The 13601-nt window shown below is 55.2% G+C and carries 11 protein-coding genes; 1 reads left to right on the top strand and 10 read right to left on the bottom strand.

Annotated features, from left to right (window positions below; translation table 11 throughout):
* Positions 1-38: 38 nt before the first annotated feature.
* The 6 genes from GKR98_01915 to GKR98_01940 all read right to left on the bottom strand — a co-directional run bounded on the left by GKR98_01915 (position 39) and on the right by GKR98_01940 (position 8835).
* On the bottom strand, positions 39-2123 hold the full coding sequence (locus GKR98_01915) for a dipeptide ABC transporter ATP-binding protein (protein ID QMU57064.1): 2085 nt from the start codon (positions 2121-2123) through the stop codon (positions 39-41).
* Between the two features lie 79 nt (positions 2124-2202).
* The gene (locus GKR98_01920) at positions 2203-3615 is read right to left on the bottom strand and encodes an ABC transporter permease subunit (protein ID QMU57065.1); all 1413 of its coding nucleotides are present in this window, start codon (positions 3613-3615) and stop codon (positions 2203-2205) included.
* Positions 3616-3629: 14 nt separating this feature from the next.
* Positions 3630-4676, bottom strand: a complete 1047-nt coding sequence (locus tag GKR98_01925) for an ABC transporter permease subunit (protein QMU57066.1) — start codon at positions 4674-4676, stop codon at positions 3630-3632.
* 93 nt (positions 4677-4769) lie between these two features.
* Positions 4770-6431: a diguanylate cyclase gene (locus tag GKR98_01930; GenBank protein QMU57067.1), complete on the bottom strand. Its 1662-nt coding sequence runs from the start codon at positions 6429-6431 to the stop codon at positions 4770-4772.
* Between the two features lie 223 nt (positions 6432-6654).
* Positions 6655-7383, bottom strand: a complete 729-nt coding sequence (locus GKR98_01935; GenBank protein ID QMU59937.1) for a helix-turn-helix domain-containing protein — start codon at positions 7381-7383, stop codon at positions 6655-6657.
* Positions 7384-7614: 231 nt separating this feature from the next.
* Positions 7615-8835: an MFS transporter gene (locus tag GKR98_01940; protein QMU57068.1), complete on the bottom strand. Its 1221-nt coding sequence runs from the start codon at positions 8833-8835 to the stop codon at positions 7615-7617.
* A 131-nt stretch (positions 8836-8966) separates the two neighbouring features.
* Between GKR98_01940 and GKR98_01945 the strand changes: the two genes are divergently transcribed.
* A complete protein-coding gene (locus GKR98_01945; protein QMU57069.1) occupies positions 8967-9761 on the top strand; it encodes a glutathione S-transferase family protein in 795 nt (264 codons plus the stop codon).
* A 45-nt stretch (positions 9762-9806) separates the two neighbouring features.
* On the opposite strand, the gene GKR98_01950 is transcribed toward GKR98_01945, so the two are convergent.
* Genes GKR98_01950 through GKR98_01965 form a run of 4 tightly spaced genes read right to left on the bottom strand, consistent with a single transcriptional unit; the run spans position 9807 to position 13587 of the window.
* On the bottom strand, positions 9807-11138 hold the full coding sequence (locus tag GKR98_01950; protein ID QMU57070.1) for a glutamine synthetase: 1332 nt from the start codon (positions 11136-11138) through the stop codon (positions 9807-9809).
* Positions 11139-11145: 7 nt separating this feature from the next.
* The gene (locus tag GKR98_01955; protein ID QMU57071.1) at positions 11146-11949 is read right to left on the bottom strand and encodes an ABC transporter permease subunit; all 804 of its coding nucleotides are present in this window, start codon (positions 11947-11949) and stop codon (positions 11146-11148) included.
* Positions 11946-12812, bottom strand: coding sequence for an ABC transporter permease subunit (locus GKR98_01960; protein QMU57072.1), 867 nt, complete (start codon positions 12810-12812; stop codon positions 11946-11948). Before GKR98_01960 ends, GKR98_01955 begins: the two co-directional genes overlap by 4 nt.
* A gap of 43 nt (positions 12813-12855) precedes the next feature.
* Entirely contained in the window at positions 12856-13587 is a 732-nt protein-coding gene (locus GKR98_01965; protein QMU57073.1) for a transporter substrate-binding domain-containing protein, read from the bottom strand.
* Positions 13588-13601 lie beyond the last annotated feature (14 nt).

The following is a 13601-nucleotide window of genomic DNA, read 5'->3' on the forward strand; positions in this document are numbered from 1 at the left end:
CGGGCAATCGCCCGGCCCTAAGTAATTGTTCTTTATTACTATTCTGCTGCGATCTTGATAACCGGTTCCATCTCGTCCAAAGCTGCTTCGGACAAGTGGCACTTGATCTGGTGACCGTCGGCAAGAGTTTTCATGGTTGGCACTTCGCGTTCGCAAAGCCCGCCTTGAACTTTATCCTTCCAGTTACAGCGTGTTTGGAAAGGGCAACCCGGCGGCGGGTTCATCGCCGATGGAATGTCACCTTCCAGCACAACGTGCTTCTTCTTGATGCTGGTATCGGCGATTGGAACGGCCGACAACAGCGCCTCGGTATAGGGGTGATACGGTGGCGAGAAGACCTGATCGGTGCTTCCCAATTCCACAACATGACCCAGATACATCACCATAACCCGATCCGACAAATACCGAACGATCGAGAGGTCGTGGCTGATGAACAGCAACGTTGTCTTCTCGTTTCGTTGAATTTCCATTAACAGATCGGTCACTGCTGCTTGCACCGACACATCAAGCGCTGAAACCGGTTCGTCAGCGATGACGATCCGAGCACCGCCAGCGAAGGCGCGGGCGATGCCCACACGTTGCTTTTGGCCACCGGAAAGCTGGCGTGGCATTCGGTCGGCAAATTCGCGGGGAAGCTTCACCAGATCAAGCAGTTCAAGCATGTGCTCGCGTCGGCTGTCTTCGGTTTTGCCGATGCCAAAAATCTCGAGCGCGCGAATGATTTGGCGGCCAACCGTCATTGATGGGTTCAATGTGTCAAAAGGATTCTGGAACACCATCTGAACTGACGAAATCGTTTTTGTGTCCCGCTCTTCAATCGGCACATCCTGGATTTCGTTATTATCCAACAAAATGCGGCCAGAAGTGGCAGTTTCCAATCCCATCAATACCTTAGCAAAGGTCGACTTGCCGCAACCGGACTCGCCCACGATCGCCAGCGTTTCACTTTCGCGCGCCTCAAAGCTAAGGGTTTCGTTAGCTTTGACCACTTTCTTCTCGGCTCCGCCGAACAGCGCATTCGCGGCAACCTCGTAGTATTTCTTGAGGTTTTCCATTTTGAGGACGACCTGACCGGGCTCGGCTTTTTCGGTAATCTTGCCTGCCGCTATAGGTGCGTTCCAATCGATTTCCTTAAACTTCACGCAACGACTGGTGTGGCGGTCATCACCGGCGATTTCATCCATTTTGATATCGCCTGCGTCGCAACGACCGGCTTCGAAATAATCACAACGGGGACCGAAGTTACACCCTGGCGGACGTTCGTGCGGCAATGGGAAATTGCCCGGAATTGCCACCAGCGGACGCGCGTTTTTATCCGCGCCCGGCAGCGGGATGGAACGGAAAAGTGCTTGCGTATAAGGGTGTTGCATCTTGTCGAAGACGTCTTCTATGGACCCAGCTTCGACTGCTTCGCCGGAATACATGACGCAGAGGCGGTCGCAGGTTTCGAGCACCAAACCAAGGTTGTGGCTGATGAACAGCATGGAGGTGCCGTATTTTTTTCCGAGGTCTTTGACCAATTCGACAACGGCGGCTTCGACCGTCACGTCAAGGGCTGTTGTCGGCTCGTCCAGGATCAACAGCGATGGGTTTGCCATCAACGCCATCGCGATGACGATGCGTTGTTGTTGGCCTCCGGAAAGTTGATGCGGATAGCTGTTTAGCATCCGTTCCGGGTCAGGCAGGCGCACATCGGTCACCACCTCTAGCGCGCGCTTGTGTGCCTCTTTTTCGTCCACGCCTTCGTGGATCATGGGCACTTCCATCAACTGTTTGCCGATCTTCATGGCAGGGTTTAGTGAGGCCATAGGTTCCTGATAAATCATGGCAATTTCGCTGCCACGAATATCGCGTAGCTCTTCCGGGCTCATCTCATTGAGGTTGCGCCCTTTGAACTTTATCGAACCACCTACAATTCGGCCGTTAACGCCAAGGTCTTGCATAACCCCCAGCGCCACGGTGCTTTTTCCGCATCCAGATTCGCCAACAAGGCCCATGGCTTCGCCCGGTTGAACAACACAGGAGAAGTCCATAACCGCAGGTATTTCGCGGAGCCTTGTGAAGAAGCTGATCGACAGATTTTCGATTTCCAGGATCGGTCCATCATAGTCCAACTTGGTCATTTTTCTTCCTTCCGATTGGGCGAAAACCGTTGTCGGTATCGCGTCGGTATTACGTCGGTGGCTGCGAACGCTGCACTCATCAGTCCTTAAGACTTTCTTCGCGCAGGCCGTCGGCCAACAGGTTCAGACCCAGCACGAGGCTCATAAGAGACAGTGCCGGTGCAAGAGCCGGATGCGGGAAGATTGAGAGCAACTTACGCCCGTCGTTGATGGTTGATCCCCAATCCGGGCTTTCAGGCGAAAGACCCAGGCCGAAGAAGCCGAGAGTTCCGAGCAGGATGGTTGTGTAACCAATCCGGAGACAGAAATCGACGATCAGCGGACCCCGTGCGTTGGGAAGGATTTCCCACAGCATGATGTACCAAGCCCCTTCACCGCGTGTCTGTCCAGCAGCAACGTAGTCGCGGGTCTTGATGTCCATAGCCAGGCCACGGACGATCCTGAACACGGTTGGCGAGTTCACGAAAACAACTGACACGAAGACCACCAGAAGGTTCGGCGGGAATTCGATGATGCCAAGCGGATCAAGGTTCCAGGCGATGCCCATGTAAAGCCAGAGACCGATAACCAAGACGAATGCCAGATAGGTATTCCGCTTTTTCGGAATGACATAGAAACGCGAATTTATCAGGACCACCAAAAAGATGATCGGGAAGATGAACAACACGCCCGCCATATAGATCGGGATACCCGTTGCGACGATTTCCGGTGTGACCAGAAGATAGAAAAGCAGGATCACAGGGAAGGCCAGGATCAGGTTGGCCTGGAACGACAGAAGCGCGTCGAGTTTGCCGCCATAGTAAGCTGCCGGAAGACCAAGCGTGATGCCGACCATGAAGGCGAAGAGGGTTGCGAACGGAGCGATCTTAATCACCTCCCACGACCCTTTGACCATGCGGCTAAAGACGTCGCGGGCCAAATTGTCACCACCCAAGAGGTAGTAACCGTAGATCTCGGCGCTTTCAGGTGTTGCAGTTCCGGGAACCTTGTTCTTCATGCCCGAAACCTGAGAAAGTGCGTCGTGGGTGACGATGAAGTCCATGGCGCCAAAGATACCGGTGAACACCCAGAACATCACGATGCCATAGCCGATCATCCCGATGGGGCTGTCGAACAGTTTGCCATAGAGGCCCAGCCGACGCTTGTAGACAATAGACGCGGCGTAGACGATCAGAAGCGATATCCAGACCGGCAGGAACCGTGAAGATATGGTTCCGATGATGCCCTTGCTCTCGGGGCCGGGGATCAGGATGCCGCCGACAAGATAGACCAGGCACAGCAAGACGATCAGAAGAAAGAGGTATCTGACTGCCGTTGCGGCCATTTCGCCGGGCGATCTTCTGGCTGCCAGCGCGTCGCCTTGCATTTCTGCTGAGGGCATAACCGCGCTAAGAACGATCTGTGCCACGACTGCGACGGCGATTGCCACCAAAGCCAATTGGAACAGCGGGTTTACGAAAGAGAGACTACCTGTCCAGGTTAATGGTTCCATTGTTTCGGCCCCCCTTAAGCTATTCTGATACGTGGGTTCAGGAAGACGTAGCCAATATCGGATATCAGCTGGGTCACCAGAACCACGAAGACGGCGACAACAGAGCAGGCCAGAAGCAGCTCGATGTCATTGTTGCTGGCAGCTTGCACCAGCGTCCATCCGAAGCCCTTGTAGTTGAACAGGGTTTCGACGATGACGACGCCGTTCAGGAGCCACGGAAACTGAAGCATGATCACTGTAAACGGTGCGATCAGGGCATTTCTAAGTGCGTGCTTCATAACGATGTTGGGGAAACTGACTCCCTTTAATCGTGCCGTTCGAATGTATTGCGCCGTCATAACCTCGGTCATGGAAGCGCGGGTCATGCGCGCGATGTAGCCAACGCCGTAAAGGGAGATGGTCAGAACCGGCAGGAAAAAGTTTTCGAACGTCGCATTTTCGGCAGCTGACGTCGCCGTGCCTTTGAACCATTTCAGGCCCACCGCCGAGGACGCGAAGATCGCCACGAAGATAACGCCCGAGACGTATTCCGGTGTGGCCGTTGATGCGATTGAGAAGGTTGATAGCGATCTATCCAGACGCGAACCCTCGCGCATCCCTGCCAGAACGCCAACGATCAAAGCCGATGGCACCATAAGCACCATGACCCAGAACATCAGCTTACCCGTCAATGCCAGTTTGGCGGAAACAACGCCGCCAGCGCCTTTGTCAAAAACGGTTGATTGCCCCCAATCCCCTTGAAGCACCCCGCAGAACTTTGGTGCGTCCAGCGGATTAACGTCGCCATCAATGCAACGACCCGTCATAGCACCATCTTCGCCTCGTCGCGTCCAACCAGGCGCAACGCCAAGCCATTGCGCATAACGCGAAATCAGCGGTGCCTTATACCCGTTTCTGTCTAACCAGAGGGTGACATCTTCCTGAGACATGCGTGCGCTTGCCTCGGATCGTGCGATTTTTTCGAGATTTGGTTCGAGGTTGGTCAGACCGAAGACGATAAATGTCAGCGCAAGCGATGTCAGTATCATCAGACCTAAACGGCGAAGTAGGAATTGGGCCATCGATAGACTCCTTTGGGGGAGGGGCGATTAGAAAGCCGAAGTGCTTTCAGTGCGAAAAAAGCCCGCCACACTGGGTGGCGGGCTTATGTCCAATCAGGCTGCCCAGCCGATGGACTGATAGCGGATTTCGAACTGCGGATGCATTTCCGCACCTACGAGACCTTCTACATAGTGTTTGTAGATCGACCGCCAGAACGGCTGAATGATCACGCCCTGTTCTTGCATGATCTCTTCCAAACGCTTGACTTTCACGCGGCGCTTGTCGGCGTCGGCAATTGCTGCCGCCTCGGCGAGCGTTTTGTCGAACTCTTCGTTGTTGAACCCGGTTTCGTTCCAGACACCGTCTGACTTGTAGGCCAGGATCGGAATTTGGATGTCCAGCGGACGCTGGTTCCAGGTTGTTGTCGAATACGAGTGCTTCTGCCAGTCGTTCCAGTAGGTTGAACCAGGCAGGACCGTCCGCTTGACGTTGATGCCGGCATCGCGAAGCTGCGCCGCAATTGCGTCGGTTGTATCTTTTTCCCAACCGTCGTCGAGTGAGATCAACTCGTGCTCGAAGTCTGCCATACCTGCTTCTGCCATCAGCGCTGCCGCTGCATTCGGATCCACTTTTTGTGGTGGCAGCTCGGCGTATGCCGGATGGATTGGTGAGATATGGTGGTTTTCGGCCGGCTTACCGCGGCTTGCATACCCGAGTTCCAGAACGATCGAATTGTCCACCGCCATTGCAAGTGCCTGGCGTACACGCTGGTCAGCGTATGGCTTTATTCCATCGACTTCAGCGATTGCGTTCGGACGACAGATGATTGTCGCGGCTGTATCAGCTTCCGATTCAACCATGCCCAGACTGGTCAGGATGTCGATAAAGTCACCAGTTGATTCATAAGTCATATCGACTTCTTCAGCTTCAACTGCCGCCATAATTGTCGCCGGGTCTGTGCCGTAGTCGATGAATTCGATACGGTCCATATAGGCGCCGTTGCCTTCGTTCCACCAAGTGTGGTTCGGGTTCTTGACGATGACAGCTTTTTCGCCAACCGCATAGGAATCTGGCAAATAGGCGCCGGTGCCGACCGGATTGTCGATTGGGTGAGCGCCAACCAGATCGCGGTGAACAACCGCCATCGGATAATCAGCAAGACCAGCGATGATCGAGATATCGGGCTGCGTGAACTTCAGGACAACCGTGTGGTCGCCGTCTGATGTAACTGCACCTTCGCGCATTTTGCCGGTGTCGCCGTCAACCAGCGAGCCCATGCGGCCTGGGGCCGAGCTACCTTCAACGCCGGTGTCGCACCAGCCTTCAAAGTTTGCGATTACGTCGGCGGCGATAAAGTCGTCGCCATTGTTCCACTTGACGCCCTGGCGCAGGTTCAGACGATACTCGGTTGCGTCGTCGTTGGCTTCCCAGCTTTCCATAAGGACCGGAGTGAACGATCCATCAGCTTCGTAATGCACGAGGAGTTCCAGCCAGCCGCGGCTGATGTTGCCCATTTCCGACCATTCATAAAGGCGCGGTTCGGTCAGGCCGTGGACTTCTTGCTGAATGCGAAGCGTGCCACCCATTTTGGCATGCCCTGCAGCTTGAGCAGGTGCGGTTGCACCGATCAGGCCGTAAGCAGCTGTTGCCGTAACACCTAAGGCAGTCGAGCGTGCCATAAATTCGCGGCGGCTGAGTTTACCGTCCTTGAATTCCTGAGCATGCATCCGCGCAAAAGGATGTACAGCCACTTTGGATTTGTTGGGTTTCGTCATGTCTAGTCTCTCCCTGTCAGACATACATTCTATTTTCATACGTTCCGGCCTTCTGGCCGAATCAATTGTTATTGGAACTCTTTGTTATTGTTGTCCCTAACTCCGCTGGCAATTCTTCACGCTTCTGGCCCAAGGTCAACGGCGAGCAACTTCGATACATGTAACAAAAGCGACATTGGCATCGATCAAAAACGACATTATCGAGAATGCAGCCGAGATTCTATCAAATACTCCTTTCGCGACGGAATATTGATGGGCTCTTCCCGGCCCGCGCACTGAAAGCGCGCGTGAAATAGGCTGGCGAGGCGAATCCCGAGCGGGAAGCCACAATCGCGATTGGAATTCCGGTATCCTTCAATAAACGACAGGCTTCGAAATGCCGCCGGTCAGTCAGAAAGTCGAGCGCAGCACGTCCCGAGGCTTCGCGGCACGCGCGGCTGAGGTGGGTAGGTGTCACGCCAAGTAATTCCGCGAAATGCTGAACGCCGACTGTGTATCGAAAATCGCGCTCGACCAATGCAGTGTAGGCCTGGGTCAATCTGTGGGCTGCGTTTTCGGTGCTCGGCAAGCTGGACGCCGCCTCGATGGCATCGGATTTGCGTCCGAACCAGATGGCAAGCAGGCCAGCATGATACCGCTGAGCCAAGTCGGCGTCTGCCTCGTTGGAATGGGTTTCCTGCTCTATCGCGTCGATCATGCCGGTGAGTTCGCGCTGGAGCTGAACTTCGCGGACGCGCAAATGACGCGGCTCATTCGGCCAAAGGTCAGCACTTTCTTTCGGGATATGGATGACCGATCCGAGAACCGCGTGAGAAACCGAAAAGCCGTGCATTGTCCCGGCAGGCAGAAATACCGCGCTGTTGGCGCTGTATCCGCCGGAACGACCGGCAATCGTTATGCGACCTTGACCGCGGGTGAACCAAATCAATACAGGTCGCGAATAGCTGCGCATCGCTTCGGTTCGCCAGCGGCCGCCGCGTGCCAGTTTGGTGATGGATGTCACGGTAATCGGAGTGGTCGGTCCGTCAGTGAAGTCCGGTGTTTGGGGCGCGCGAAATTCCCCGGCAGCTTCTGCGGTTGGCAGAAGAGTAAGTCTTTGAATCGTCACAGTTGACTGGCCCCCCAACCAGGTTACCCGTGAAGTTTATCGACAGGTTACCTTGTGCGTCAACCGACGAAGCTATCAGGGCTTGTTGCGTGAGCTTCCTAAGAGACGCCCGATGAGGAAAGATGTCCTCGGAGCGTAAACATAGTTGGTTTTGGTGGCGGTCTTGCGAATTCTCATTCTTAAGATGCCGAACACGATCAGGATGGCGTGAATGCCGGAAACAAAGACAAACATTGCTTCGGGTCCAAGCGAATCGATGAGTTCCGAGACTACATAGGGCGAAGCAATGGCCCCCAGTGCGTAGAGAAACAGGAGTGCTGCGGACAGTTCGCCCCTTTCGTCGTCTGTGCCGAAGTCGTGTGCATGTGCAACCGCAACAGAATAGATAGGAAATGTCGCAAATCCGAATACACCCGAGGCAAACATGACGCCTGAAGCGCCGCTCGTCGAAAGCCCGACTGTTACCGCGCAAGACACCATGGCGGCGGCTGACAACCAGATAAGAATCCAGCGACGGTCATAACGGTCGGCCAGCCAGCCTGCAGGATATTGGGCCAGGGCACCGCCAAGAACGAAGGCGGCCAAGAACAGGGCAATCTGGTCAACGGAAAGCCCAACTTCGACGCCGTATATTGGGCCGACCATACGGAAACTGGCGGTGGTGACGCCAGCCGAGATGACTCCTGCGGCTGCGAGCGGCGAGCGTTGCCAGGCCATAAAAGGACGCAATCTTGGCGCTTCGGGAATGACCGGTTCGGCTGAGCGTGTCAGGACCAACGGAATAAGCGCTGCGCAACAGACCAGGGCCAGGATATTGTAAGACACGTAGCTGGCCGGTGACAGAACCGAGATCATCATTTGAGCAATCAGCGAACCGCCAATATCGACGACCCTATAAGTTCCCATGGCGCGGCCGCGCGTCTCGTTCGAAACTTTAGCCTGGAGCCAGCTCTCGACGACTGTGTAACACCCGGCGATACAAAGTCCGGACATGACCCTCATGGCGGCCCAGGCGGTCGGGTCAATGACAAGCATGTGACTGAGGATGCCGATTGTGCCTAGGGCGGTGAACGCGGCAAAAGCACGGCTGTGTCCAACACTGCCCATGAGGCGCGGTGCCCACCAGCAGCCTATGAAGAACCCAAAAAAGTGCGCCGATCCGAGGATACCGATCTGAGCGGTGGAGAAACCAATCTCGATTCCCGAGATTGCATCCAAGGGTGCGATGGCACCGGAGCCGAGTTGCAAAAAGACGACTGACAAAAACAGGGCGGCGAATGAAATCAGAAGGCGCATGGGACCGATTGGTTGGCTTGAATACGACCACTGAACGCCGTTGCGAGGGCGATGCTTGTATTTTTTCGACAAAGTGATGGCGAAAACAGGAAAAGCGTTGTGGTAGCGCGATTTGGTTCTAGGCTCGGGGTATGAAACTTCGTCTGCATCATATTCCGGTTTGCCCGTTCAGTCAGCGGGTTGAGATATTGTTGGCCTTGAAAGGCATTCGTGGAGCGGTCGATTTCAACGTTATCGACATAACGAAACCGCGCCCCGGATATTTGACGGAATTAACACGTGGCACGACAGCTTTGCCAGTGATGGAGGTCGATGAGCGGACCCCAATCAAGGAAAGTTTGGTGATCCTTCGGTTTCTTGAGCATCTTTTTCCGGAAACGGTGGTCGCGAGAGTGGATGCCTATGAACACGCCCTAGAGAGCTTGCTGGTGGCCCAGGAGAGGGCTTTCACGAAAGCTGGGTATTCGATGATCCTGAATCAGGATCCAGAGAAGCGGGAGTACTGGAGCGGGCAGATACTGTCTGTCTATCGGGCGATGAACAGTATTTTGCGAGACTACGCGCCGGGAAAGGTATTCTTTTTTGACCGGTTTGGCTGGGCTGAGATTGTTTTTACGCCCTTGTTCCAGCGGTTTTGGTTTCTAGAATATTATGAGGGGTTTGAGCTGCCCGAAGGCACAGAATTTGACCGTGTGCAGAAGTGGCGGGCGGCATGTTTGGACGAAGCCTGCGCTGGGCAAGTCAGCTATGAGCAGATTGTGAAGCTTTATTACGATTACGCCAAAGGGGCAGGGGACGGATCGGCGGTTGGCGGTCGTGAGGTGTCGAGTTTTGTGTTTGATCCGGATTGGCCTGAACGGCCTATGCCGCCACCAGACAAATACGGGGTTTCGGCCACTGACGCTGACCTTGGTTTGGGGCGGTGATTTCCGCCACGGAAGTCAGCCCGGAAAATGGGATTTTCTGGCGCCTCAAACAGTGTCGAGGTAGAGGTCGATCCGCTCGGCATCGTCCAGATCGCTATAGGCGTCCAGTTCTTGCCGTTTTGTCATGACGTAATTCTTGATCAGAGACTTCGGCAAGATCCGTGACATGACCTCGCTCTTCTCAAAGAGATCGATCGCTTCGCCCCATTCGGACGGCAAGGTTTCCAGCTGTCGGCTATAGGCGTTGCCCTTGATCGGTTGTGGCGGCACAACTTTGTCTTCGATCCCCATTATCGCAGCACCCAAAACAGCCGCCAGCATCAGATAGGGATTGATATCTCCACCGGCGACGCGGTGTTCGATGCGGCGGGCCTGTGGAGCGCCCGCCGGAATGCGAATGGCGGACGTGCGGTTTTCATAGGCCCAGCCGATGCCTGTGGGCGCATGGGCACCGGGGACCAGACGTTCATAACTATTGCCGTGGGGCGCAAAAATCAGTGTCTGATCGCGCATGGCCTTCAGGCAGCCACCAACAGCGTACAGCAACTCGTCGGTGCCGCGCTCGCCGCCATTGTCGAAAATATTCACTCCATCATCGTCGACGACCGAGAAATGGATGTGCATGCCATTGCCGGACCAATCACCGTAGGGCTTTGCCATAAAACTGGCGGCGAAGCCGTGCTTGCGCGCCAATCCACGGGTAAGGATCTTGAATAGCCAAGCGTCGTCAGCCGCTTTGAGGGCGGGTCCGTGTACCAGGTTGATCTCGTATTGGCCTAAACCACTTTCGCTGATGGCTGTTTCGGCGGGGATGCCCATGGCTTCACAGGCGTCATAGAGCTCGGTAAAGAAATCGTCGAAGGCGTCCAATGCCCTCAACGACAGGATTTCACCGCCCAGCCTGCGCTTGCCCGAGCGTGGCGAGGTCGGGGGTTGCAGAACGTCGCCGCTGTCATCAATCAGATAAAATTCCAACTCTGTGGCCGCGACAACCTGCCAGCCTCGATCAGTGTATCGCTGGAGTACTTTAGCGAGAGCGTGGCGCGGATCGCCGTTGAATGGCTCGCCGGAGTCGGTGAACATCCACATGGGCAACAATGCCGCCGGGTTCGCCAGCCAGGGCATTGGCACAAAACCGCGATCCGTTGGTTTGAGAACGCCATCGCGGTCGCCGGTTTCAAACACCAGCGGACTGTCTTCGATGTCGTCGCCCCAGATGTCGACGTTCAGCACCGAGAGCGGCATTCGCACGCTGCCCTTTGTTGCTTTATCGGCAAAGCCTGAAGGCATTCGTTTGCCGCGCGCCTGACCGTTCAGGTCAGCAACCGCAGTTGTGACAGTGCGCACTTCGGGATGGGTTTTCAGCCAGTCATTCATGGATTTCTCAACGGATCAATTGCGGGCGGTAGCGGATTTTCTTACTCGTGTTATCGGGCCGGTGCCTGTTTAGCCGACGGTTGACCCGTGAAAAGCACCAAATGATGACCAGTGTCAGAATAACGAAGTAGCCGCCTGCGATTGGGTAGGCCACAAAAGGATTGAACGTCTTGTCAGCAAAGTAGTTTGCGTAATAAAGCGCGTCGCCTTTTTGTTTTACGGCTGGGAAACCGGTGAAGAAAACCAGGGTCGTGGCGTGAAAGAGAAATATCGCTTCGTTTGTATAGGCCGGCCAGGCGATGCGCATTGTTGTTGGCCAGGTGATGCGGCGAAATCGCGACCAGCCGGACAGACCGTAGGCATCGGCGGCATCCAGATCACCACGTGGGATCGCGCGAAGTGCGCCATAGAAGATCTCGCCAGAATATGCCGAGGTGTTGAGGATGAGAACAATCAGGGCACCGGCCTGTGCTGCCGTAAACCATGGCAGAAAGCCTGCCTGCTTGAAGTTCAGGAAGATGAAGTAAGCAAGGAAGAACTGAATAAACAGCGGTGAGCCGCGAAAGACGAAAATGAACCATTCCGCTGGCTTGCGAATGAGCGGATTGGGGTTGGCTTTGGCAACGGCCATCGCATTGGCGATGAAAAAGCCGATGATCAGGGCCAGAAGACCGAAGTAGAGGTTCCACAAGACACCCGACCCAATAAGGGTCACTTGCTGGCAAATCGTGAAATCTTCCCGTGGCAAAAGCCGTTCACCGATACCAATGGATCGGAGCGCATAGGCTTGAATGGTTTCGATGCAGGTCATCGGCGGTTCCCTGCGATTGGCTGACCGCGCGAAAGGCGAAGTGTCAGACGGGCCAGTGCCATTTCCGATAGCTTTGTGCCGATTAGATAGAGCACGAGCAGCGCAAGGAAGTACCAGAGCCGCCAATCGCCGTGCGGGAAATCAAAGAAACGGGATGCTTTTGTCGCGCCAAGTTCGCGCGCCCAATAGACCACGTCTTCGACGCCCAGAAGGAACAAAAGCGGCGTAGCTTTGATAAGGATCATCCAGATGTTCGATAGTCCCGGCAAAGCGTAGATCCACATTTGCGGCACCAAAACGCGCCAGAAGACCTGGCGGTGCGACATGCCATATGCTTCGGCGGTTTCCAACTGAGCGCTGGGCACAGTCATCATTGCGCCGTAGAGCACATTTGCAACGAAGGCCCCGAAAACAATGGCAAAAGTGACCACCGCAAGGGCAAAGCCATAGACTTCGTGCACCCATTGCGGGGATGTTGACGCCGGGATTTTTGCCTCGGGGCAGACAAGGAAGTTCGCGCCCTGACGTATTGGATCGGTCCAGTCCGGGCAAACGATATGGTGTTTCGACCACTCCATCGCCTGATCGAGGGCAATCACGAAGAACAGAAAGAACAGGATGTCGGGAATACCGCGCACCATCGACGTGTAGGTTTTGCCCAATAGTGAAAGCGGCAGAAAGCGCGACCGCGAGGCCACCGCTCCGGCGAAGCCGAACGCAAGACTGACAGGCGCGGTTACGGCCAGAAGCACCAACACGACAACGACACTGATATAGAGGTTCATGTGAATGCCGGTTGTCAGATAACAGGCAAACCATGGGGCTGTGTTCAGCGTGTCGGGGTTGGTACAGAATTCAAACATGATTGCGGAAAGGCGGCGAAATTATCGCCGCCCTTTCTAAGTCTTAGTAGGTCGCGGTTTCTTCGCCGAACCACTTGATGAGAAGGGCGTTTAGTGTGCCGTCTTCTTTCATCGAGGTGATGGCGGCATCAAACTTGGCCCGAAGTTCACCGTCGGTTTCACGGATACCCATGCCAACACCACCGCCCAGCGGAACCGGATCGCCGACGATCTTAAGTTCGCCACCGGATTCATCTGCCATCGGCAAAAGGAAGTCGGCATCGGCAAACACGGCGTCAGCTTCTCCGCTGCGCACAGCGGCGATGGTTTCGTCCGGTGTTGCGAATTCCAGCAGGGTTGCGCCGGTTTCGGCCACGTAGCCTGACTGGATGGTGTTGATCTGCGCCGCAATGACACCGCCCATAAGGTCAACGTCATCTGATTTTGCCATGTAACGGGACGCGGTCGGTGGGTAGTAGTCCTGGGTGAAGTCGATGACCTCATCGCGCTCGTCCGTGATCGACATGCCCGCGATGATAGTGTCGTAGTTACCGGATGTGAGGTTCGGGATAATCGAGTCCCAGTCGTTGATAACCCATTCGCAGGTCAGTTCGGCGCGCGCGCAAAGTTCATCCCCAACATCGCGTTCGAAACCGTCAATCTGACCGGCATCATTTATGAAGTTATATGGAGGGTAGGCCCCCTCTGTGCCCATGCGGACCACCGAGTGGCTGCCGGCAAATGCCGTTCCAGCGGTGATCGCTAGAGCGGTTGCCGTGATGATCAGGTTTTTCATTTGGTTCTCCCTAG

It is taken from the genome of Boseongicola sp., from assembly GCA_014075275.1.
GTDB lineage: Bacteria > Pseudomonadota > Alphaproteobacteria > Rhodobacterales > Rhodobacteraceae.